Origin of the sequence: Ralstonia sp. 22086 (assembly GCF_052045975.1) — a bacterium.
GTDB classification, from domain to species: Bacteria; Pseudomonadota; Gammaproteobacteria; order Burkholderiales; family Burkholderiaceae; genus Ralstonia; species Ralstonia wenshanensis.
The window spans coordinates 329,032-351,348 of the sequence record NZ_JBQEPZ010000001.1 but is presented as its reverse complement, the minus strand read 5'-3'; the positions used below and the strand labels follow the sequence as shown (position 1 = coordinate 351,348).

Below are 22,317 nucleotides of genomic sequence, written 5' to 3'. Positions count from 1 at the left end.
TTCATTGCACACAGGCCGGTGCCCAATCACCGCGCCCCACTCTGTCATGTCACTGTTTTCATTACTCGGCGCCCTGGAGATCGGTCTGATCTTCAGCCTCGTGGCGCTCGGGGTGCTGATTTCCTTCCGCATCCTTAATTTCCCTGACCTCACCGTTGATGGCAGCTTCCCGATGGGCGGCGCCGTGGCGGCCACGCTCATCGCCGGCGGCCACGATCCGTTCGTGTCGACGATGGGTGGCACCCTGGCCGGTGCCGCTGCCGGCTTCATCACGGGCTGGCTCAACGTGCGCCTGAAAATCATGGATCTGCTCGCCAGTATCCTGATGATGATCGCGCTGTACTCGGTCAACCTGCGCATCATGGGCAAACCAAACGTGCCGCTCATCTCCGAGCCCACGGTCTTCTCACTGCTGCAGCCGGAATGGATGCCCGACTACGTGTTCCGCCCCGTGCTGCTGGCTGTCGTGGTGGTAGTGGTCAAGCTGCTGGTGGACTGGTTCTTCTCCACGCAGATCGGCCTGTCGCTGCGCGCCACGGGCGCCAACCCGCGCATGGCCCGCGCCCAGGGCATCGCCACCGGCGCTGCCACGCTGGCCGGCATGGCGCTGTCGAACGCACTGGTAGCGCTTGCTGGAGCGCTCTACGCGCAAACGCAGGGCGGCGCCGATGTGTCGATGGGTATCGGCACCATCGTCATCGGCCTGGCCGCCGTCATCATCGGTGAGACCGTGCTGCCGGCCCGCCGCCTGGTGCTGACCACGCTGGCCGTGGTGGTCGGCGCGATCCTGTATCGCTTCTTCATCGCCCTTGCGCTCAACAGCGATTTCATCGGCCTGCAGGCGCAGGATCTGAACATGGTGACCGCTGCGCTGGTGGTGATCGCCCTGGTGCTGCCCGGCATGCGTCGCAAGGTGTTCGGCAAGCTGGCCAAGACCGGTACCAAGGGGAACTGACATGCTGAGCGCACAAGGACTCACCCTCACCTTCAACCCCGGCACGCCCATCGAGACGCGCGCGCTGCGCGGCTTGTCGCTCGAGATCCCGTCAGGCCAGTTCGTGGCCGTAATCGGCTCGAACGGCGCCGGCAAGTCGACGTTCCTGAACTCCATCAGCGGTGACTACATCGTCGATTCGGGCAGCATCACCATCGACGGCGAAGACGTCACGCGCAAGACCGCGTGGCAACGCGCCGACAAGGTCGCCCGCGTGTTCCAGGACCCGATGGCCGGCACCTGCGAAAACCTGACCATCGAAGAGAACATGTCGCTGGCCATGTGCCGCGGGCAGCGTCGCGGTTTCTCGTTCGCGACCAACCGCAAGTGGCGCGAGATTTTCCGCGAGCAACTGCGCCGGCTGGACTTGGGCCTCGAAAACCGCCTGACCGATCGCATCGGCCTGCTCTCGGGTGGCCAGCGCCAGGCCGTGAGCCTGCTGATGGCCTCGCTGCAGCCGTCGCGCATCCTGCTGCTGGACGAGCACACCGCCGCGCTGGACCCGAAAACGGCCGCCTTCGTGCTGGAGCTGACCGCCAAGATCGTGTCGGAGAGCAAGCTGACGACGATGATGGTGACGCACTCCATGCGCCAGGCGCTCGACTACGGCGATCGCACGGTGATGCTGCACCAGGGCAACGTGATCCTCGACGTGCAAGGCGAAGAACGCCGCGGCCTGGACGTGCCGCACCTGCTGCAGAAGTTCGAGGAAACGCGCGGCGCCAAGGTGGACGACGACGCGCTGTTGCTGGGCTGATCCCGTTCCTGGGCGTCACCACGACGCTCAGGGCACATCACACACAGACCGGGCTCCCTTAGCGGAGCCCGCGACATTTCCGCTCCATGACCAAGGCCCATCGCCCTGCCATCAGCATCGCGCCCGATCAGCATGCGGACGACTCATCAGCGCTGACAAAAGGCCAGAAAGCATTCAACGCGCTGATCAAGCAGATCGAGAATCGGCGCAAGCGGCTGGCGGATTGGGAGACGGCCACCGTTCAGTTCCAGAGCCGATATGCCGGCGAGTTCCTGCCGCTGGAGCGCAGCCGAATCGCATTGCAAATCCGCTTTGTGCGCAACCTGGACCAGATCTACGAGCACGAAGCCTTCACCAAGGCCGAGCGCCGCAAGATATCCGCCCTCATCATCGATCTGACACGCGATCTGATCGATGAAGACACAAGCCTGAAGGCGCTTTACAACAAGTACAGCGGCACGGATTTCGACCGGGAAGCCGCGCTGCAAGCCGCGGAGATGAAGGCTAGGCTGGAGGCCGCCCTCGGCGTCGACCTGGGCGACGACGCGGATGTCCATTCAGAGGAAGCGCTACTGCAACGCGCCCGCGTGCACATCGAGCAACGCGCCGAGAAAAAGGCCGCCGCCGCAACCAAGCGTGAAGCCCGCCGGGCCGCGCGAAAGAAATCTCCGAAGCAACTTGCGGCAGAAGCGCGGGAAGAAGATGAACAGGCGCAGATCAGCATCTCCATCCGCGAGGTCTATCGCAAGCTCGCCAGCGCCCTGCACCCCGACCGAGAGAGCGATCCGCAGGAGCGCGACCGGAAGACGCGGCTCATGCAGCGCGTCAACGAGGCTTACGACAAGAACAACCTGCTGCAACTGCTGGAGTTGCAGCTTGAGCTGGAGCACATCGACCAGCGCTCGATCAACCAGATCAGCGAAGCGCGGCTGACGCATTACAACCAGATCCTGAAAGACCAGGTGCGCGAGCTGGACCGGCAGATCCATCGTGTCGAGACGACGTTTCGGTACACATACGGGTATCAGCGGTTCGGGGCACTTCCGCCGGACGCCATCTTGCAAAAGCTCGATATCGACATCGCAGCGCTGCGCCAACACGTCCGCAATATCGAGCAGGACCTTGCCGCCTTTGACGATTTCAAAGACGTGCGGCGCATGCTGAAATCCCGCCCAGTGCTCGACTGATGGCCTGTTGAGCTGCGCACCGATCCAACAGAACGGGCCCCCGAAGGTGCCCGTGTTCTTTACAGCGATCGTTCGATTGGCCGATCAGAAGCGGTGCTGCAGGCCCATCGTCACGCCAACCTGGTTGTTGGCGTAGCCGATCACGTCGCGCGACAGGCTCACGTTCTGGCCGTTCTTGGCCTTGGCATAACCGGCAGACAGATACGCCGTCGTGCGCTTGGACAGTGCGTACTGGCCGCGCACGGAGAACAGGATCGGATCGGCATCCGTGCCGTCCTTGATGTTCTGCTTGTACACCGCGCCGTACAGCGTGAAGGCCGGCGTCACGTCATAGCTGGCACCCGCCCAGTACATATCGCTGCGCAGGCTGGTGGCGGCCGTGGTAAAGGCGCGCTTGTAGTTGCGGTAGCCCGCAAACAGCTTCAGTGCACCAAAGTCGTAGCTGGCACCGGCATGGATGCCCTGGATGTAATCGGTCGTGTCTGCCGGCGTGGTGCTGGTGCCCGCGCCGTTCTGGCGATCCCACGTGACTGCGGCCGAGAAGCCGCCCACGCTGTAGCCGACGCCCAGGTCGTACTTGGAGCTGCTCTTGAAGTTGCCGGCCGCCTCGCCAAAGCCCACGGTGGCACCCAGCTTCAGACCGCCAAACTTGCCGTCATAGCGCACAGCGTTGGAGGCGCGCGAGAACAGGCCGTCCTTGCGATCGCCCGTGGCCGTGGACGACGTTGCCCACGAGTAGTTCGGCGCGTAGCCCATCGGGTCGTACGGCAGCATGAAGTCGTACGTGGTCGTGAAGGTGCGACCTGCCACCACTTGCCCGAAGCCACCCGCCAGACCGACCACGGCGCGGCGGTCGAACAGCGTGTTGTCGGTGTCGAGCTTGCCGGTGTCGATGGCGATGCCGCTTTCCAGGTTGAACACGGCCTTCAGGCCGCCGCCCAGATCTTCCGTGCCGCGCATGCCCCAGCGCGACGTGTTCTTGCCTCCCGAGACGAGGCGCGTGGCGCTGCCGCCGTTCGGGCCGGCGTGGTTCACGTATTCGATACCCGAATCCATGATCCCGTACAGGGTCACGTTGGAGGATTGTGCGGCGGCCGTGCCGGCCGTGGTAGCGGTGGCAAGCGCAACCACTGCCAGCGCCATCGAAGTCTTGTTCATCAGGTCTCCCTTATTCGTTGTCCTTGCGCAAGAGCCCCGGTCACAGGGGCTTTGGGCGGGACGGATCGTATGAGGGGCGCACTTTCAGTTCACTTTCGATTGGCGGGAAATTGCCGGTGTGTGTCGCGGCGTTCTCGGGGGTTTCCCTAGCTTCAAAACATGCGGCGATGTCTGTATTCCTCTGCGGCTGATTGAGAGACGTCCGATATGCGCATCCTGTTGGTGGAAGACAACCTGAAGCTGGCCAGCACGCTGGAAGAAGCCCTCGGCCAGGCCGGCTTCACGGTCGATTGCGTGCATGACGGCCACGCGGCCGACTTGCTGCTCACCACGCAGGACTACGCGCTCGCTATTCTCGACATTGGCCTGCCGCGCCTGGACGGACTGGAAGTGCTGCGCCGCCTGCGCGCGCGCAAGAACCCGCTGCCCGTGATGATCCTGACCGCACACGGCGCCGTGGAAGAACGCGTGCGCGGCCTGAACCTCGGGGCTGACGATTACCTTGCGAAACCGTTCGACCTGACCGAAGTGGAGGCCCGCGCCCGGGCGCTCATCCGCCGCAGCCACGGGCACGAGAGCACGCAGCTGCAATGCGGCCCGCTGCACTACGACGGCATCAGCGGGGCCTTCACGCTTCATGGCGAACTGCTCGCCCTCACCGGCCGCGAGCGCGCCGTGCTGGAGGTGCTGATGCTGCGCGATGGCCGCGCTGTCAACAAGGCCGCCATCTCGGAAAAGATCTTCAGCATCAACGAATCGGTCAACGCCGATGCCATCGAGATCTACGTGCACCGCCTGCGCAAAAAACTCGACGGCAGCGGCGTGGCCATCGTCATGCTGCGCGGTCTCGGCTATCTGCTGGAAGCCACGCCCAGCACGACCGCGACCGCAGGCCGATGAGCCTGCCCACCCTGCGCCGGCAGCTTTCGTTCTGGCTGCTGCTGCCACTCATGGGGCTGCTCGCGCTCGACGCGTGGCTTACGTATGCGCGGGCCATGACGGCTGCAAACGCCGCGTTCGACCGTACGCTCGAAGCGTCGCTCAAGGCCATGCGTGAAGGCGTGCGCCTTCGCGACAAGCAGTTCGCCATCGACCTGCCCTACCTCGCGCTGGACGTTCTGCAATCGGAAACCGGCAGCAGCGTCTTCTATCGCCTGACTGATGCCAACGGCAAGACGCTGACCGGTTATGACGATCTGCCCATGCCGACCGGGCGGCGGCCGGCGCCCTATCGCTCCGTCTTTTACGACAGCCAATTCCAGGGCATGCCCGTGCGCCTGGCTGCGCAAACCGTGCCCGTGCGAGACGCCCAGTCTGCCCAGATCCAGCTCGTGTGGCTGTTGGTGGGTGAGACATTGGAGCCGCGCGAGGCGCTGGCGCACGAGATCCTGGCGGGCTCCCTCCAGCAAGAGGGCCTGCTCGTGGTGCTGGCGGTCGGCATTGTCTGGCTGGGTATCAGGCGGGGTCTGCGACCACTGCGCCAACTGAGCGAGACCGTTACCGGACGCGGTACCGATGAGCTTGCCCCGCTACCGCAGCAAGGCTTACCGGCGGAAGTGGCTCCGCTGGTCGAGGCCATCAATCAGTATGTGGCGCGCCTGCTGCGCATGGTGCAAGCCCGCAAGCGCTTCTTTGCCGATGCCGCACATCAATTGAAGACGCCGCTGGCCGTGATCCAGGCGCAGTCCGAACTCGCGCTGCGCGAGCCCGATGGAGAACGCATCCGCCGCCACCTTGAGCCGCTGCACGGCACCGTGCGCCAGGCCGCGCGGGGCGTGCAGCAACTGCTGTCGCTCTCGCGCCTGGAGACCGACAGCGGCTACGCACCGCAGCTCCAGCCGCTGCGCCTGGACACACTGGCTGGCGATGTCGCGCTGGAACTGGCGCCCGTGGCCCGCAAATCCGGCGTCGACCTCGGCTTTGAAGGCGAACCCGTGACGATCGCGGGCGAATCCCAATGGCTGCAGGAGCTGATCAGCAACCTGCTCGACAACGCCATCCTCTACGCCGGAAACGGCGCGCGCGTCACGCTGCGGGTCAAACGGCAGGCGATGGCGATGCTCGGCGAGCAGGCCGTGCTGCAAGTGGAAGACGATGGCCCCGGCATTGCCGTGCCCGAGCGCGATGCGGTCTTCGGCCGTTTTTATCGCGGTGCGGCATCGGAAGGCCACGACGGCAGCGGGCTGGGGCTGGCGATCGTCCGCGAGATCGCTCGCCTGCACGGCGGCACGGTCGCGCTGTCTGAAACGCCCGGTGGGGGCCTGACCGTGAGCGTCTACCTGGCCCTGGCGTTGGCTGAGGACACGCCCGGCTGAACGCGGGTTGCTGCACGACAACATCGTCTTCCTAGCGCTCCACAAAACCTGCCCAACGCCTTGCACCATTTGCGTGACGACGCGGCGCACCATTTCCACGCGCCCTGACCGGGCCCGCTGTTCCGCCAAAATTGGTTCCATCCGCGCTCTGTTATGCCCGCCGCACGTGGGCTGGCGCACGACCTAAACTCAAACACATCGCACCCACCACACGATCGGCCGCCGAGCTTGCTCGGGCAAGGCATCCGGGGTTTTCCCTATTGTGGTGCCACGGGCCGCGCGCCCGTAGGCCGCGCCTGAGGTGTCGCTAAAAATGGCTCCATCAAATAACCAGGATTGGGTCCACTTTGCAGAACAATGAGCCGCTATAGTCCATCAACAATTCGTCACAACACGGCATGTTGACCGACCCGAAAGGATCGGAGAACGGCAGGAGGCAGCAATGAAGACCGACGACGTGATCGTCAGCTTTCGCGGTGTACGCAAGACGTATGACGGCGAGACCCTCGTGGTCAAGCATCTGGACCTAGACATCTACCAGGGCGAATTCCTGACCCTGCTGGGCCCCTCCGGCTCGGGCAAGACCACGTGCCTGATGATGCTGGCCGGGTTCGAATTCCCGACCGGCGGTGAGATCCGCCTGGAAGGCGCGCTGCTCAACAACGTGCCTCCGCACAAGCGCAACATCGGCATGGTGTTCCAGAACTACGCGCTGTTTCCGCACCTGACGGTGGCGCAGAACGTGGAATACCCGCTGACGGTGCGCAAGATTCCCGCCAGCGAGCGTGCAGACCGCGTGCACAAGGCCCTGCAGATGGTCCGGATGGAAGGCTTTGCCAAGCGCTACCCCGCGCAGCTGTCGGGCGGCCAGCAGCAGCGTATTGCGCTGGCCCGCGCGCTGGTGTTCGAGCCCAAGCTCGTGCTGATGGACGAACCCCTGGGCGCACTCGACAAGCAACTGCGTGAGCACATGCAGTACGAGCTGAAGTCGCTGCACGAAAAGCTGGGCGTGACCTTTGTCTACGTGACGCACGACCAGGGCGAGGCACTCACCATGTCCGACCGCGTGGCCGTGTTCGACAAAGGCATCGTGCAGCAGCTCGACACCGTGGACAGCCTCTACGAACGCCCCTGCAACGAGTTCGTCGCCAACTTCATCGGCGACAGCAACACGCTGCGCGGCACCGTCACCCGCGTCGACGGCGACTACTGCGAGCTGCAACTCAACGACGGCGCCCGCATCATGGGCCGCAACATCGCCGGCGCCAACGTGGGGGCCACCGCCACCGGCTGCATCCGCCCCGAGCGCATGCGCCTGGCCGAGGGTGCCTCCGCCGCCGGCAACGCGATCACTGGCCAGACACGTGGCCTCGTCTACTTTGGCGACCACGTGCGCATGCGCTGTGCCCTGCCCGATCAACCCGAATGTTTCGTGAAGGTGCCGCTGGGCACGCGCGCGCTCGAAGGCTTCGCACCCGGCGCACCGATCCAGCTTGAGTTCGCACCCGAACACCTGCGCGTTTTTGCATGACGCACGCGGGCAACCCTGCCCGCATGCCACGACCACACGTTGTACCCACACGCCAATAAGAGGAGCCAGGAATGAAACACATCACAAAGACGCGTCTGTCCGTGCTTGCCGGTGCGTTCGCCATTGCATTCGGCGCGCACGCATCGGAAATCACCGTCGTCAACTTCGGCGGCGCCAATGGCGACGCGCAGAAGGCGGCCTTCAACAAGCCGTTCGAGGCGCAGACCGGCAACAAGGTCACCGTGGTCGAGTACAACGGCGAGCAGGCCAAGATCAAGGCCATGGTCGAAGCCAAGCACGTCAACTGGGACGTGGTGGAAGTGGAATCGGGCGACATCGGCCGCGGCTGCGATGAAGGCCTGTTCGAGAAGCTCGACTGGAGCAAGATCGCAAAGAAGAGCGATCTGATCCCCGAGTCGCCGAGCACCTGCGGCGTGGGCTTCTTCGTGTGGTCGACCGCGATGGCGTACAACGCCGACAAGCTCAAGACCGCCCCGACCGGCTGGGCCGATTTCTGGGACGTGAAGAAATTCCCGGGCAAGCGCGGCATGCGCAAGGGTGCGCGCGGCAACCTCGAGTTCGCGCTGATGGCCGACGGCGTGCCCGTCAAGGACGTGTACAAGGTGCTGGCCACCAAGGACGGCCAGAACCGCGCGTTCAAGAAGCTCGACCAGCTCAAGCCGAACATCCAGTGGTGGGAAGCCGGCGCGCAGCCGCCGCAATTCCTGGTGGCGGGTGACGTGGTGATGTCCACCGCCTTCAACGGCCGCATCGACGCCGCCCAGCGCGAAGGCAAGAACCTGAAGGTGGTCTGGAACGGCAGCATCTACGACCTGGACTACTGGGCCATCCCCAAGGGCACGCCGAACAAGGCGCTGGCCGAGCAGTACATCGCCTACACGCTGTCGCAAAAGCCGCAGCAGGAGTACGCCAAGCACATCGCGTACGGCCCGGCCAACGTGGCGGCCATCAAGGCGCTCGACGCCAAGACGCAGGCGAACATGCCGAACTCCCCGGAGAACGCCAAGAACGCCGTGCTGCAGAACCTGCAGTTCTGGACCGACCACGGCGACGAGCTGGAACAGCGCTTCGCCTCGTGGGCGTCGAAGTAACCGCATAGCGGTGTAACGCAGTGACCGCGCGGTGCCCTGCCGGCTTGGCAAGGCAACCGCGCGGACGAATTCCCGTAGCGATGGCGAGGCAGCATTGAACACCATGACGATCGCGGCTGAATCGGTTCCTGATTCGACGGCCAAACTCAAACGCGAATTGAAGAGCGCTGAGGCGCGCAGGCGTGCCATGGCCCTGGCGCTGGTGGCGCCGCTCGCCATCTTCCTGCTGCTGATCTTTGTCGTGCCGATCGGCGCCCTGCTCACGCGCGCCGTGCAGAACCCCGAGGTGGCCGACGCGCTGCCCAAAACCGTCGTCGCCCTGAAAGACTGGGACCGCAAGAGCCCGCCGGCCGACGCCGCCTACGCAGCGCTCGCCGCAGACCTCACCATCGTGAGCGAAGGCGAAGCGATGGGCGCCCTGGCCCGCCGCCTCAACACTGAAATCCCGGGCTTCCGCTCGCTGGTTGCCAAGACCGCGCGCGCCATGCCGCTGGCCGATGACCAGGGCAAGGCATTGACGCTGACGCCCGGCCAGACCCGCGCCAGGCTCCTCGAACTCGACGAGCGCTGGGGCGATGTCACGTACTGGCAGGCCATCGCCAAGAACAGCAGCCGCACGTCGCCGTTCTACCTGCTGGCCGCGCTGGACCACCGGCAAGATGCCTTCGGCCATATCGAAGCGACCGACCCCGACGAGCAGATCTACGTGACGGTGTTCATCCGCACCTTCGTCATCAGCGCGATGGTGACGCTGTTCGCACTGCTGCTGGGCTATCCGCTCTCGTACTGGATTGCCTCGCTGCCGGAGCGCCGCGCCAACCTCGTCATGGTGATGGTGCTGATCCCGTTCTGGACGTCCATCCTCGTGCGCGTGGCGGCGTGGATCGTGCTACTGCAGACCGAAGGCCTGATCAACCACGGCCTGATGGACCTCGGCATCATCAAGGAGCCGCTGGCGCTGCTGTTCAACCGCGTGGGCGTGTACATCTCGATGACGCACATCCTGCTGCCGTTCATGATCCTGCCGCTGTACAGCGTGATGAAGTCGATCCCGCCCACGTACCAGCGCGCGGCTGTGTCGCTGGGCAGCCATCCGTTTGCCGCGTTCTGGCGCGTGTATGTGCCGCAGACGTATCCGGGCATCGGCGCCGGCGCGCTGCTGGTGTTCATCCTGGCCCTCGGTTACTACATCACCCCCGCGCTGCTGGGCGGGCCGAATGACCAGATGGTCAGCTACTACGTGGCCTACTTCACCAACGTCACGATCAACTGGGGCATGGCGTGCGCGCTGGGTGCGCTGCTGTTGCTGGCGACGCTGGTGCTGTACGCCGTGTATGGACGCTTTACGCGGCCCAAGGTCCGCGTTGGTTGAACGGAGCCCATCGACAATGAAACTCGCCAAACCGATGTTCGCCCCGCACACCTCGCTCATCGAGCGCATCTGGTACTTCGCGCTGCGCGGCCTGGCCGTGCTGACGCTGCTGTACCTCGTGCTGCCGGTGCTGGTGATCGTGCCGCTGTCGTTCTCGTCGAGCACGTTCCTTTCGTATCCGATTCCGAGCTATTCGCTGCGCTGGTACCAGAACCTCGTCACGTCTGACGAATGGCGCATGGCGGCCAAGAACAGCTTCATCGTCGCCCCCGCCGCCACGATCGTCGCAACGGTGCTCGGCACCCTGGCCGCCATCGGGCTGAACAAGGCGGACTTCCGCGGCAAGGGCTTGCTGATGGCGGTGCTGGTGTCGCCGATGATCGTGCCCGTGGTGGTGGTCGGCGTGGGCATGTACCTGTTCTTCGCCCCGCTGGGCCTGGCCAATACGTATATCGGGCTGATCCTCGCGCATGCGGCGCTGGGCGTGCCGTTTGTGGTGACGACCGTGCTGGCGACGCTGCAGGGCTTCAATCACAACCTCGTGCGGGCGAGCCTGTCGCTGGGTGCCAACCCAGTTATGACGTTCTTCCGCATCACCCTGCCCGTCATCGCACCGGGCGTGATTTCCGGTGCGCTGTTTGCGTTTGCCACGTCGTTTGATGAGGTGGTGGTGACGCTCTTCCTGGCGGGGGCCGATCAGGTGACGCTGCCACGCCAGATGTTCACGGGCATCCGCGAGAACATCTCGCCGACGATTGCAGCGCTGGCGACGATTCTGATTGTGTTCTCGACGGGGCTGCTGCTGACGTTTGAGTGGTTGCGGGGGCGGGCTGCGGCTAAGGCCGTGGCCTGACAGCGTCCGCCCCAACGCCTGCCGTTATGGCGAAACGAACACGTCCGTCCGGTTGGTCAGGTTGCCCGAGTTGGTCTGGATGAAGAACGGCACGAACTTCGTGCCGGTCGCCGCCAGGCCAGCGTAGTCGCCAATGAAGAAGCCCTCCGCAACGGGTGCTGTCTTCATATCGAACGGCCCGGCCAGGTGCGATTCACTGCCGAAAGATTGGCCCCCGTTGGTCGACAGCGTCTGCCAGTAGTCCGTCGGCAGTGTGGTGGTATTGCCTGCCGCCAGATTGCGCACGTCGTAGTACGTCACCGCCACCGTGCCGGCGGAATTGACGCCCACCATCGCGTTGAAGGCCGCCTTGCCTGTCGGCGTGTTCACCTGGCTTGGCGCGCTCCAGGTACGGCCGCCGTCGGTGGAGGTCGAGAGCGCGATATCCGCATGCGCGCCACCGCTGAAGCGCCCATCCTGCCAGACCACATAGAGCTGCCCCGTGGCCGGGTCGATGGCAGGCTCGGGAATGATGTCGCCCGTGCGCAATGCCTCGCCGGTATTCGGATCTGTGACGCTCACCAGTTGCAGGCTCGCAATGATCTGCGGCTTGCTCCACGTCGCGCCGCCATCCGTCGATTTGACGAACGCCACGCTGTTGCTGCCAGCCGATCTACCCGGCGCGTGGATGTAGTTGAAGAAATCGTACAGCGCGCCGGTCTGTGCATTCACCACAATCTGGTTGCCGATGGTCTGATACTCCGACGGCGTGTTCACCATCACGCTCGGCGCACTCCAGGTCTGGCCTCCGTCCACCGTCTTGGAGAACATCCCCGGTCCACGAAACGCCAGCGCATGCTGATCCGCATACGGGTTGCCGTTGGGTTGCTCCAGACGGTCCCACACTGCGTAGGCCACGCCGCGCTTGACGGGGTCCGCCGTCACCGACTCCTTGTCGTTGAAGAACTGCGTGCTCGGTTCGTCGTCGGTGATGAGCTTCGTGAGGTGGGTCCAGCTCAAGCCGCCATCTCTTGAGACGGCTGCACCGACTGCGTTGCTGTTGTTGGTGTGGTTGAACGAAATCGACACCGAGTAGGCCGTGCCGTCCGGCCCGAACGACACCCACGGATCGGAAGCCCGCTCGTACCCCAATCCACCCGCACACGTGCTGAACGGCTGAGGCACCGGCTTCCACGTGGCGCCGCCATCGAACGAAGCCGCAGACATCAGGCCATGTGCGCCGCCATTGGACCACCGGTCCTGCTGCCAGACGCCAATGTAGTTCGTTGGATTGGCGGGGTTGACCGCCACGTAAGGCTCGACTTCTGCATTCACGTAATTCGTCCCTGGGCCGCCGACGTTACAGCCGGCAAACGGGCTGGGGCCGGAGACGAGCGTTGCCGCCCAAAGCGTCGGGCTGGCGATCACGGCTGCCGTCAGCATGCTTCTGCGCAGCAGCGCAGTCGCTCTGTTACAAGACATGAGAACCTCCTCGTGCGGAGACTGCCTAGTGGTGGACGCCCCCCTTCTTCTCGATGTGCAACGCGCGGGCAACTGGCAGCGGAGCCATACATTCGACGCTCCGCATGACCGTCACCTCGTGGCCCAATGGCGACGCGATGCCATTGCGTTCTGCCATCACGCCCATCACCGCGAAACCCGGCGGGGTCGCGGTCGGGTATAAGGCGCTCAGGCAGCCGTTGCCGCGTAAGCTTAGGAAATGCTTAGGATCGCGGAGTGAAGTAATTTTTATCGCTGTGCAAACCAAAACTAACGGTGCGCTGCAGCCAACCGTGCGGATCAAGCCCACACAGGCAAGCAAGGCAACGGTAGCTCGCCACTCGATTCATTTCGCTGCGATGCAGAAGGGGGAAGCGCTGGCCAGTCAGTCCACCGTCCGGTGGAGACCACACGCGGCGCGGCACGCTGCCTCCCCTATCCGGATGACAGTGCAAGGCAGGACTCCCACGCTGAGCTTTGAGCACGAAATAACGGACAGACCTGCCAAGCCGTTTTTCTCGAAGTTCAGAGTTGAGAACGCGACGCGCGGGGCTTTTTGCTCGACGCATGGAGCTCAGAGCTCGACGCATGGAGCTCAGAGCTCGACGCATGGAGCTCAGAACTCGGCGCATGGAGCTCAGAACTCGGCGCATGGAGCTCAGAACTCGGCGCATGGAGCTCGGAACTCGGCGTATGGAGCTCAGAACTCGGCGCATCGAGCTTAGAGCTCGGCGCGTGGAGTTCAGAACTCGGCGTATGGAGCTCAGAACTCGGCGTATGGAGCTCAGAACTCGGCGCATCGAGCTCAGAACTCGGCGAATGGAGCTCAGAACTCGGCGCATGGAGTTCAGAACTCGGCGCATGGAGTTCAGAACTCCACAGTTGGCGTTCTGAACCCCATGCGCCGGGACGTGCGGCGCTTACAAGAACATCCCACCCGATGCCTCGATGCGTTGGGCATTGATCCAGCGGTTGTCCGCCGACAGCAGCGAGGCCACCACGCCACCAATATCGTCCGGCACACCAGCGCGCCCCAGCGCTGTATTGGATGCCACCATCGCATTGAGGCTCGCGTTGTCGCGCACGGCACCGCCGCCAAAGTCCGTCTCGATGGCGCCCGGCGCGACCACATTCACGGCAATTCCGCGCGAGCCAAGTTCCTTCGCCAGATAGCGCGTGAGCACCTCCACCGCACCCTTCATTGCCGCATACGCGCCGTAGCCCGGCAGCGCAAAGCGCGCCAGCCCCGACGAAATATTCACGATGCGTCCGCCGTCCGCCATGAGCGGCAGCAGGATTTGCGTGAGGAAGAACACGCCCTTGAAATGCACGTTCATCAGTTCGTCGAACTGCGCTTCGGTGGTTTCGGCCACGGCGGCATGCACGCCCACGCCAGCGTTGTTGACGAGGTAATCGAAGCGCTCGGCCTTCCACTGCGCCAGCACGCCGCGCACGGCCTCGGCAAAGGCGGGGAACGTGGCGATCTTGCCCGCGTCGAGCTGCAAGGCGGCGGCACGGCGGCCCTGGGCTGTCAGTTCAGCGACAAGGGCATCGGCTTCAGCGCGGTTGCTGCGGTAGGTGAAGATCACGTCGGTACCGCGCTGCGCGAGCTTCCGCACCATGTTCTTGCCAAGGCCGCGGCTGCCGCCGGTGACGATCGCGATGGGGGTGTGCGTCTGCGTCATGTTTGCTCTCCGGTTGGTTTTGGGATGGATGTCGAACACCGTGAGAGCATGGTATTGGGCGACAAACAAAGAATAAATCTCGCTTATCCTATCGCTGTGTTTGCTCCCAGATAACAATCAACCCGCCCGCCATGTCCACCAACCGACTCGAAGCCATGCAGATTTTTGTGCGCGTGGCTGAACTTGCCAGCTTCACGCGTGCGGCCGAAGCGCTGAGCATTCCCAAGCCGGCTGCCTCGGTGGCGGTGCAGCAGTTGGAGACGATGCTCGGCACGCGCCTGCTGCACCGGACCACCCGCAAGGTGCAGCTCACGCAGGACGGCCAGACGTTCTACGAGCGCTGCCAGGACCTGCTGGCCGACATGGACGAGCTGCAGACGATGTTCCGCCAGAGCCCGCAGGCCCTTCGCGGCCGCCTGCGTGTGGACATGCCCGTCGGCGTTGCCCGCCGCATGGTCATCCCCGCCCTGCCCGCACTGCTCGATGCGCATCCCGAACTGGAAATCGAACTCTCCAGCACCGACCGCCGTGTGGACCCGGTACGCGAAGGCTTCGACTGCGTACTGCGCATCGGCACCCTGACCGACAGCAGCCTGATTGCGCGCCCGCTCGGCCAGTTGCATCAGGTCAATTGCGCAAGTCCGAGCTACATCGCGCGCTATGGCATGCCGAAAACGCTCGACGACCTCGACCACCATCGCATCGTCCATTACGTGCAGACGCTGGGGACGAAATCGCCGGGGTGGGAATACACGATCGATGGCCGCTCGGCCTTCCGGTCGATGAAAGGCGCGGTCACCGTCAGTTCGGCCGAGAGCTACGACGCAGCGTGCCGCGCGGGGCTGGGGATGATCCAGGCGCCGGTGTACGCGGGGCTGTCGTCGGCGATTGCGGACGGCACGCTCATCGACGTCATGCCTGACTTCCGGCCGCCGCCGATGCCGGTGTCGCTGGTGTATCCGAACCGGCGGAATCTGCCGGTTCGGGTGCAGGTCTTCATGAACTGGATGAGCGAGTTGCTGGGGCCGTATCTGGAACCGCTCGGCACGAATGCGTAGTCGCTCTGCCTTGCGGCCGGTGTAGTCTCACGGCTTGCCGCAGTCAGCAACCTCACTCCTGCCCTGGTCATGAAAGCTCTCAGATATTGCACAACGTTCGCGCTGCTCGCCTGCGGCGTCGCCATCGCCTCTCCCGATGAAGATCGACTCGGCAAGGCGCAAGGCTATCCGCTTGCGCCAAGCGCGGCACGCATCCACGAGGCCCAGTACATCGTGGGGGCCTTCAGCGGAATGGACCGCATCTCGCCGTCTTGCGACCTGGCGCCCGCCGACACACCGGCACCGCTCAAGACTGCAGAAAAGGAGCCGGACGTCCGGTATCGCTTCCGCAATCGTGAGTACACGCTGGCCGACTACATGGAGCATCAGCGCGCAACCGCTGTGCTGATCGTTCAGGACGGCGTGATCCTGGCTGAGCATTACGGCTACGACCGCACGCAAGACATGCGCATGCTGTCCAACTCGATGGCCAAGACGCTGGTTGCACTGGCCATCGGCAAGGCGCTGGAGGATGGAAGCCTGCACTCGCTGGATGACCGTGTGGACCAATACGTGCCGGAGCTGGCCGGCACGCTGTACGGTGGAACGCGCATCGTCGATCTGCTGCGCATGGCCTCCGGCGCGAAGTACGTCGAGGACTACACCCCGACCGACGACCGGGCACGCTTCCTCAAGACGGCAGCGAAGCAAGGCGTGCTCGCGGCAGCGGCCCAGGTCAACGAGCGCGCCGACGCGCCGGGCACGCGTTTCAACTACGCGGGCGCGCAAACCGAAGTGTTGGCGCTGGTGCTGCAGGCGGCCACGCACCGCAGCCTGTGCGACTTCGTTGACGACAAGCTATGGAAGCCGATGGGGGCAGAAGCCAAGGCGACCTACCTCGTGCGCCAATCCGACGGATCGGCGTTTGCACAAGGCGGCTTCAATGCGACGGCGCGGGACTACGCGCGCCTCGGGTCCATGCTCGCCAACGATGGCGTGGTGCAAGGCCGCCAAGTCGTGCCGCGTGCGTTCCTGCTCGACATGACGGACGCAGCGCGCCAGCCTGATGCGTTTCGCCCAGGGCAGATGACGTATCACGGCAGCCGCTACTACGGTTACGGCTTCCAGGTCTGGCTTCTGCCAGGACAAGCGCGGCGGTTCGTGCTGCTCGGCATCCACGGACAGGCAATCTACGTGGACCCGCAATCCAGGCTCACCATGGTCCATCTTGCGGTGGGCCAGGACGCGGCCGGCGATGCGAGCGGCGCGCACCTGGGCGCTGAGCGGGAGGCGTTGTGGCGAGGTGTCGTCGAACAGTTTGGTCGATAGCGAGTGCGCTCAGAGCGCCGGCTTATCGCTGCGCTTTTTCAGATTGGCGCGCAGCGCATCGCTCATCGGCATGTCGAGGTTTGCCCCGGCCGGCGGGATGGGCGACTCGAACCACTTCTTGTACAGCGCGGTGAACTCGCCGGATTTCATCAGGCGTTTGATGGTGGCATCGACGAGCCGCTTGAAGGCGGGGTCGTCCTTGCGGACCATGCAGGCATACGGCTCGACCTGCAGGGTTTCGGCCACGACTTCGAGCGCCGCCGGATTCGCGGAGTTGGCGCGCAGGCCATACAGCAGCACGTCATCGAGCGCCAATGCCGATGCACGGCCAGTTTCGACCAGCTTCAGCCCGTCTGCATAGTCCTTGCCGGCGATGATCTGGACGTCGATGTTGTGGTCGACGGCAAATTTCTTGAGCACCTTTTCGTTCGTGCTGCCGGCTGTGCTGGCGACGGTCTTGCCGGCCAAGTCCGCGTAGTTCTTGATGCCCGAGTCGCGCTTGGTCAAGAGGCGCGTTCCCGCGTAGAAGAAGTTGACGGAGAAGGCCACCTCCTTGCCGCGCGCGCTGGTGTTGGTCGTCGATCCGCATTCGAGGTCGTAGGTGCCGTTGACGAGCAACGGAATCCGATTCGTGCCGGTAACGGGAATCGCGTCGACCTGCAAAGACGGCTTCTTCAGCCGGGCACGCACATCGTCGACGATGGCTTGCGTCAGGTCGACGGAAAACCCGACCGCCTTGTTCGGGGCCAGCAAGTAGCTGAACGGAACCGCCGCTTCGCGATAACCCACCGTGATCTTGTCTGCCGCAGCGATCTTTTCCAGCGTCTGCGCGTGGATGCCCTGCGCAGTTACCGTTAGGCCCGCCACGACGAGCGTGGAAGCGAGTGTGCGTATCGTGTTCATGTGCGTCTCCGTGGATGCGTCCCGCGCTCTGTAGCTCGCTGACTCTGTTGGTTTGTGGCCGCTACAGCCCCTCTACGGAAATCTAGACGCCATGCCGTTCTTGCCATTGATGCAAGTCAACATGCCCGACACGCCTGGCTCAGCGCGCAAAAGAAAAAACGCGCCGAGTTGCCCCGGCGCGTTGTTCGTCATCGCCTGAGCGTGCGCATCGGCACGCCCTGCTCCGTCAGAACTTGTGGTTGACCCGCACGTACGCAGACTGCGCAGACACGTGGCTCGTGTTGATGGTGGCATCCACGCCCAGGGACACCGTGGTTGCCTTGGCTGCCTGGAGCGTGACGCTCGCCCCGGTTGTCAGGAACGAACGCGGCAGGTCGGTGCCCGGGGCCGCGAACACGGTGCCGTCCTGGCTCTGGACCTGGACCACGCGGCCGGCGTTCATCAGCTCGTGCGCATAGCCCACGCGAAGCTGCACGTTGACCGGCCGCACATCGCCGAAGGCCTTGTCGAGCGTGACGCCCACATACGGCTGGAGACTGCGCGCGCTGTCCGGGCCGACTTGCAGGTTCTGGCCGTTGGCACCGTTCTCGCCGAAGCCGCTGCCGCGCACATAGGCATAACGCAGCCCCACGTGCGGCGCGAGCCGAATGCCGCCCATCTCCATGGGCAAGCTGGCCTGCGTGGCGGCCGTGAATTCGTGCGCGAGATGGTCGCCTTCGGCCGTACCCACGCTGCCGAACGGCCGCTTCTGCGAGAAGAAATCAAGCCCGTAGCCGACGGTGGCCGACAGGTTGACGGCACCCATCGGCTGCGCCCCGTAAAGCGCCACACGCAGCGTGTCGATGGCGCCCGATGCGCCGGTGGTGTCTTCGCCGAGCGTGGTGTGCGTGTAGCCGCCCGCAGCGCCCACGGTGGCTGCGCCCATGCGGCCCTCCGCTCCTGCGAGGAACCCGTATGCGTACGTGAGGAAGCCAGGCGCATTGCCTGTGCCACCCACCCTCGTGCTGGAACCGCTGGCCGTAGCCCATACGTTATTGGAGCCGCCAAGCGCGTCTTGCGGCCCGGACAACCGGCCAAGCAACGCCGCGTTGGCGCCCTGCGCCTGCAGCAGCGCCGTGGTGCCAAGCGCCGTGTAGATGGTGGTCTTGGTCGGCGCCACGACGGTCGGGCTGCCGGGTGTGCCGGGCGCGGTTGCTTCTGCGAGCAGCAGATCGACCGCATTCGTTCCGTAGTCCACCGAGGTCTGCAAGGTGCCGAGGCTGGCGCCGGCCGTTGCCGTGCTGACGTTGGCGAAGCGGCCCGTCACGCCGTTGGCCGCGCTCAGCACGGTGTAGCGGCGGGCGGTATAGGTGCCCGGATCGAACACGATGGCCAGCGACCCGCCGAGCGCCGCGGCACCGCCCACGCGCAGTTGCGACGCGTCCGTCGGGCTGACTTCGATGGAGAGCGTGCCGCCCGACGCTTGCGTGTAATTGCCGCCCACGGACAGCGTTCCGATGGAGCCGCCCGGCGCGACCACCCCGCTGCTGGTCACGTCGCCCGAAACCGTGCCGTGGCCGCGCAGCGTGCCCTGCGCGTTCACCAGGACATTGCCGCCCAGCACCGCACTGGCGTTTGCCGCATCGCCAACCGCCAGGGTGCCGCCCGCTACCGTGGTCGACCCCGAGAAGCCGCTGCTGACACCGTTGAGCGTGAGCGTGCCCGTGCCCTGCTTGATCAACGACCCATTGCCGCTCAGGCTGCCGGTGAAGGTTTGGGACGAGTCGTCAGCCAGCGTCAGCGCGCTGCCGTTCAGCACCACGCGACTACCAGCGACGCCGGAGAGATGCGTGACCGTCTGATTGGCCCCTGCGGACAGATCGAGTGTCGAACTGGCTCCCGTGAGCGTGACGCTCGTAGCCGAAGCCAGGCGGCCGGCGCCCGTCAACGCCAGCGTGCCAGCGTTGATGGTCGTTGCTCCGCTATAGGTGTTCACGCCGGACAGCGTTTGCGTGCCGCCGTTCAGCGTGAGGCCTCCCGTGCCGCCGATCGCGCCGCTGAAGGTGCCGGCGGCATTGGCCAGCGTGAGCGTGCGGCTGCCCAGGGCGACACTGCCCGAGCCCGTCAATGCATTGATGGTGGTGCCGGACGTCGTGCCCGAGATGTCGAAGGCGCCGTTGTTCACCACGCCGTTGGAGGCAGCAATGCTGCCGGCGCCTGACAACGCCAGCGTGCCGGCGTTGATGGTGGTTGCGCCGGTAAAGCCGTTCGCGCCCGACAGCGTTTGCGTGCCACCGCTGACAGTGAGGCCGCCCGTACCGCCGATCGCGCCGCTGAATGTGCCGGTTGCATTGGCCAGCTTCAGCGTCTGGCCACCCAGCGCGACGGTGCCCGTACCTGTCAGGGTGTTGATGGTGGCGCCGGAGGTCGTCCCAGAAATATCAAACGTGCCGTTGTTGACCACCCCGCCGGAGGTCGCAATGCTGCCTGCACCCGACAGCGCTAGCGTGCCCGCGTTGATGGTGGTTGCGCCGGTAAAGACGTTTGTGCTCGACAGCGTTTGCGTGCCACCCGCCACAGTGAGCCCGCCTGCGCCGCCGATGACACCGCTGAACGTGCCGGCTGCGTTGGCGAGCGTAAGGGTCTGGCCACCCAGGGCGACAGCGCCTGTGCCCGTCAATGCGTTGATGGTGGCGCCGGAGGTCGTCCCAGAGATATCGAAGGTGCCGTTGTTCACCACGCCGCTCGAAGCGGCAATGCTGCCGGCGCCCGACAACGCGAGCGTGCCGGCGTTGATGGTGGTACTGCCGGCATAGCCCGCCGTGCCGGAGATGGTCAGCGTGCCAGACCCTGCCTGCACCAGATTGCCCGTGCCGCTGATGGTGCCGGCGTACGTGGCCGCATCGCTGCGGTTGAAGGCCAGTGTGCCGTTGTTGACGATATTGCCCGCCACCGAGCCCGTGGTACCGCCGTTGCCGATCTGCAGCGTGCCGGTGGTGATGGTGGTCGCGCCCGTGTAGGTGTTGTCGCCCGTCAGCGTGATCGTTCGACTGCCGGTGACACCCACGCTGCCCGCACCCGATATGACGCCTGACACCACGAGGTTCGTCGTGGTCGAATCGAGCGTGACACGCGACGTGGCGTCGCCCAGCGTGACGTTGTTCGACAGCGAGAGCCCTGCACTGCCAGCCGTGATCTTGGCCGCCGCCCCCGCTGCCACATCGAGGTTGCCGACGATGTTGGAACCCGTAACGAGTTGCAGCGTGTTGTTCGTCCCGTTGAACTGGATGGCTGCCGCACGCGTTACGCCGTCGCTGAACAGCCCGCCGCTGATGGTGCCGCCATTGACGATGACCGCGCCGTTGGCAATGACACCCACGCCCGCGGCACCGCCGTTGCCCGCACCGCCGGTAATCGTGCCGACGTTGGTGAGCACGTTGAACCCGGCAGCCAGATTGACGCCCGCGCCACTGGTACCAGCCGTGCTGCCGCCGCCACCGGCAGCGCCGCCTACACCGCCCACGATCGTCCCAACGTTGGTCACCTGAGTGCCGGAGCCCAAGACGAGCAACCCATCGCCGCCGCCACCGCCGCCGCCCGGGTTTCCGCCGCCCCCTCCGTTACCGCCATTGCCACCGACCAGCGTGCCTTGGTTGTTCACGTCGGCGGCAGGCGTCACCATCACCAAGGCAGCGCCGCCACCCCCGCCACCGCCGCCGTTGGAGGCTGGCCCCGATGTGCCGGCGCCGCCATTTCCGCCGGCGCCGCCCTGCACGGTCATCCCGTTGTTAACCGTGAGGCTGGTGCCCGTGGAGTACACGCCGGAGCCGCCGCCACCGGCGCCGCCAGCGAAATTGAATCCGTCGAACGCTTGGCCCGACCCGCCCTGTACGTTCGTATTCACCACCGCATCGCCCGCAAGCACCACTGCCGGCGCTCCGCCGGGGCCGTTTTGGTTGCTGTCGTTCAGGGCCCCGGTGCCGCCAGTCCCGCCTGACGTTGCACCGCCAGGAATTTGCACCGTTGCGCCACCGTTGCCCAGCCCGGACGAACCGCCGCCACCGCCGTTGCCGCTGCCCCCATTGCCGCTGCGGTTGGGGATGCCGGCGCCGCCGGCCGCGCTGCAGTTTGCGATCGTACTGGGCGAGCAGGTCGCGGCCCAGCCTGGGAGCGCCGCACCGGCCAGCCCAAGCGATACGCCGATTGAAATGATGGATGCGCGCCGCCGCGCATGGGTCGTGTCGTTGCCAGCGTCAACGCCCCCGTGCGACGCCTTTGTACATTCGGACACCACTTGCGGAGCGCGCAAGCTGCGGCTCCAGACCAGCCGATAGACCCGGTTCATGTCGATCCCCTCGTTGTGTTGACCCATGGGTCGGGCGCTGATCGTTGAGAGGCAGGACCGTGGCGCGGGTGACCCGTTTTTTTGTGTTGTCGTTCTCTGGCGCGCCGGCTGCGGGTATTGCGTTTTCGGCTCATAGGCCCGGGCGCATGCGCGCGAAATATAACACTTGCCTAGGAAATATTGCCCGGGCTGTCGGTAAGGGTTGCTTTACGGCCGGGGGCTTGTCGCATCAACGGAGGGCGAAAAAAAACGCACCGAGTCGCCCCGGCGCGTTTTTCATT

Annotated in this window: 16 protein-coding genes; 11 read left to right on the top strand and 5 right to left on the bottom strand. The window is 65.0% G+C overall.

Translation table 11 applies throughout. The annotated features are described in order from the left end of the window. Window positions 1–46 precede the first annotated feature (46 nt). The 3 genes from ACTJK6_RS01605 to ACTJK6_RS01595 all read left to right on the top strand — a co-directional run bounded on the left by ACTJK6_RS01605 (window position 47) and on the right by ACTJK6_RS01595 (window position 2,938). Window positions 47–955: an ABC transporter permease gene (locus tag ACTJK6_RS01605; RefSeq protein ID WP_232042862.1), complete on the top strand. Its 909-nt coding sequence runs from the start codon at window positions 47–49 to the stop codon at window positions 953–955. A 1-nt stretch (window position 956) separates the two neighbouring features. Beyond that, the gene (locus ACTJK6_RS01600) at window positions 957–1,751 is read left to right on the top strand and encodes an ABC transporter ATP-binding protein (protein WP_232042863.1); all 795 of its coding nucleotides are present in this window, start codon (window positions 957–959) and stop codon (window positions 1,749–1,751) included. A gap of 86 nt (window positions 1,752–1,837) precedes the next feature. Next, entirely contained in the window at window positions 1,838–2,938 is a 1,101-nt protein-coding gene (locus ACTJK6_RS01595; protein WP_322016730.1) for a J domain-containing protein, read from the top strand. 84 nt (window positions 2,939–3,022) lie between these two features. Here the strand turns inward: ACTJK6_RS01595 and ACTJK6_RS01590 are convergent, their stop codons facing one another. Beyond that, complete coding sequence (locus tag ACTJK6_RS01590) at window positions 3,023–4,096, bottom strand: porin (protein WP_440838193.1); 1,074 nt, start codon at window positions 4,094–4,096, stop codon at window positions 3,023–3,025. A 207-nt stretch (window positions 4,097–4,303) separates the two neighbouring features. Between ACTJK6_RS01590 and ACTJK6_RS01585 the strand changes: the two genes are divergently transcribed. The 6 genes from ACTJK6_RS01585 (at window position 4,304) to ACTJK6_RS01560 (ending at window position 11,279) form a co-directional block, all read left to right on the top strand. Beyond that, window positions 4,304–4,996, top strand: a complete 693-nt coding sequence (locus ACTJK6_RS01585; protein WP_232042866.1) for a response regulator — start codon at window positions 4,304–4,306, stop codon at window positions 4,994–4,996. After that, entirely contained in the window at window positions 4,993–6,411 is a 1,419-nt protein-coding gene (locus ACTJK6_RS01580; protein WP_440838192.1) for a sensor histidine kinase, read from the top strand. The genes ACTJK6_RS01585 and ACTJK6_RS01580 overlap by 4 nt, the downstream gene beginning before the upstream one ends. Window positions 6,412–6,853: 442 nt before the next feature. Further along, window positions 6,854–7,942 carry an ABC transporter ATP-binding protein gene (locus tag ACTJK6_RS01575; protein ID WP_232042868.1) on the top strand — a complete coding sequence of 363 codons (1,089 nt, stop codon included), beginning with the start codon at window positions 6,854–6,856 and terminating at the stop codon, window positions 7,940–7,942. 71 nt (window positions 7,943–8,013) lie between these two features. Then, on the top strand, window positions 8,014–9,054 hold the full coding sequence (locus ACTJK6_RS01570; protein ID WP_440818424.1) for an ABC transporter substrate-binding protein: 1,041 nt from the start codon (window positions 8,014–8,016) through the stop codon (window positions 9,052–9,054). Between the two features lie 103 nt (window positions 9,055–9,157). Then, entirely contained in the window at window positions 9,158–10,426 is a 1,269-nt protein-coding gene (locus tag ACTJK6_RS01565; RefSeq protein ID WP_440838191.1) for an ABC transporter permease, read from the top strand. Between the two features lie 16 nt (window positions 10,427–10,442). Further along, window positions 10,443–11,279, top strand: coding sequence for an ABC transporter permease (locus ACTJK6_RS01560; protein ID WP_414560669.1), 837 nt, complete (start codon window positions 10,443–10,445; stop codon window positions 11,277–11,279). A 24-nt stretch (window positions 11,280–11,303) separates the two neighbouring features. Here the strand turns inward: ACTJK6_RS01560 and ACTJK6_RS01555 are convergent, their stop codons facing one another. Both ACTJK6_RS01555 and ACTJK6_RS01550 read right to left on the bottom strand, forming a co-directional pair. Further along, window positions 11,304–12,701: a sialidase family protein gene (locus ACTJK6_RS01555; RefSeq protein WP_440838767.1), complete on the bottom strand. Its 1,398-nt coding sequence runs from the start codon at window positions 12,699–12,701 to the stop codon at window positions 11,304–11,306. A gap of 977 nt (window positions 12,702–13,678) precedes the next feature. After that, on the bottom strand, window positions 13,679–14,443 hold the full coding sequence (locus ACTJK6_RS01550; protein WP_440838190.1) for an SDR family NAD(P)-dependent oxidoreductase: 765 nt from the start codon (window positions 14,441–14,443) through the stop codon (window positions 13,679–13,681). A 131-nt stretch (window positions 14,444–14,574) separates the two neighbouring features. Here ACTJK6_RS01550 and ACTJK6_RS01545 point away from each other — a divergent pair, with 131 nt between their 5' ends. Next, the gene (locus ACTJK6_RS01545) at window positions 14,575–15,501 is read left to right on the top strand and encodes a LysR family transcriptional regulator (RefSeq protein WP_440838189.1); all 927 of its coding nucleotides are present in this window, start codon (window positions 14,575–14,577) and stop codon (window positions 15,499–15,501) included. A 69-nt stretch (window positions 15,502–15,570) separates the two neighbouring features. Next, window positions 15,571–16,809, top strand: a complete 1,239-nt coding sequence (locus ACTJK6_RS01540) for a serine hydrolase domain-containing protein (RefSeq protein ID WP_440838188.1) — start codon at window positions 15,571–15,573, stop codon at window positions 16,807–16,809. Between the two features lie 9 nt (window positions 16,810–16,818). On the opposite strand, the gene ACTJK6_RS01535 is transcribed toward ACTJK6_RS01540, so the two are convergent. Continuing rightward, window positions 16,819–17,712: a transporter substrate-binding domain-containing protein gene (locus ACTJK6_RS01535; RefSeq protein ID WP_440838187.1), complete on the bottom strand. Its 894-nt coding sequence runs from the start codon at window positions 17,710–17,712 to the stop codon at window positions 16,819–16,821. 226 nt (window positions 17,713–17,938) lie between these two features. Further along, entirely contained in the window at window positions 17,939–22,036 is a 4,098-nt protein-coding gene (locus tag ACTJK6_RS01530) for an autotransporter domain-containing protein (protein WP_440838766.1), read from the bottom strand. Window positions 22,037–22,317: the final 281 nt, after the last annotated feature.

What these genes read in the sequence shown, in the direction of transcription:
- ACTJK6_RS01585 (WP_232042866.1), top strand. Translation starts at nt 4,304, where the DNA reads ATGCGCATCCTGTTGGTGGAAGACAACCTGAAGCTGGCCAGCACGCTG.
- ACTJK6_RS01570 (WP_440818424.1), top strand. Translation starts at nt 8,014, where the DNA reads ATGAAACACATCACAAAGACGCGTCTGTCCGTGCTTGCCGGTGCGTTC.
- ACTJK6_RS01590 (WP_440838193.1), bottom strand. Translation starts at nt 4,096, where the DNA reads ATGAACAAGACTTCGATGGCGCTGGCAGTGGTTGCGCTTGCCACCGCT.
- ACTJK6_RS01535 (WP_440838187.1), bottom strand. Translation starts at nt 17,712, where the DNA reads ATGAACACGATACGCACACTCGCTTCCACGCTCGTCGTGGCGGGCCTA.
- ACTJK6_RS01530 (WP_440838766.1), bottom strand. Translation starts at nt 22,036, where the DNA reads ATGAACCGGGTCTATCGGCTGGTCTGGAGCCGCAGCTTGCGCGCTCCG.
- ACTJK6_RS01600 (WP_232042863.1), top strand. Translation starts at nt 957, where the DNA reads ATGCTGAGCGCACAAGGACTCACCCTCACCTTCAACCCCGGCACGCCC.
- ACTJK6_RS01605 (WP_232042862.1), top strand. Translation starts at nt 47, where the DNA reads ATGTCACTGTTTTCATTACTCGGCGCCCTGGAGATCGGTCTGATCTTC.
- ACTJK6_RS01555 (WP_440838767.1), bottom strand. Translation starts at nt 12,701, where the DNA reads ATGCTGACGGCAGCCGTGATCGCCAGCCCGACGCTTTGGGCGGCAACG.
- ACTJK6_RS01595 (WP_322016730.1), top strand. Translation starts at nt 1,838, where the DNA reads ATGACCAAGGCCCATCGCCCTGCCATCAGCATCGCGCCCGATCAGCAT.
- ACTJK6_RS01550 (WP_440838190.1), bottom strand. Translation starts at nt 14,443, where the DNA reads ATGACGCAGACGCACACCCCCATCGCGATCGTCACCGGCGGCAGCCGC.
- ACTJK6_RS01580 (WP_440838192.1), top strand. Translation starts at nt 4,993, where the DNA reads ATGAGCCTGCCCACCCTGCGCCGGCAGCTTTCGTTCTGGCTGCTGCTG.
- ACTJK6_RS01560 (WP_414560669.1), top strand. Translation starts at nt 10,443, where the DNA reads ATGAAACTCGCCAAACCGATGTTCGCCCCGCACACCTCGCTCATCGAG.
- ACTJK6_RS01545 (WP_440838189.1), top strand. Translation starts at nt 14,575, where the DNA reads ATGTCCACCAACCGACTCGAAGCCATGCAGATTTTTGTGCGCGTGGCT.
- ACTJK6_RS01565 (WP_440838191.1), top strand. Translation starts at nt 9,158, where the DNA reads ATGACGATCGCGGCTGAATCGGTTCCTGATTCGACGGCCAAACTCAAA.
- ACTJK6_RS01575 (WP_232042868.1), top strand. Translation starts at nt 6,854, where the DNA reads ATGAAGACCGACGACGTGATCGTCAGCTTTCGCGGTGTACGCAAGACG.
- ACTJK6_RS01540 (WP_440838188.1), top strand. Translation starts at nt 15,571, where the DNA reads ATGAAAGCTCTCAGATATTGCACAACGTTCGCGCTGCTCGCCTGCGGC.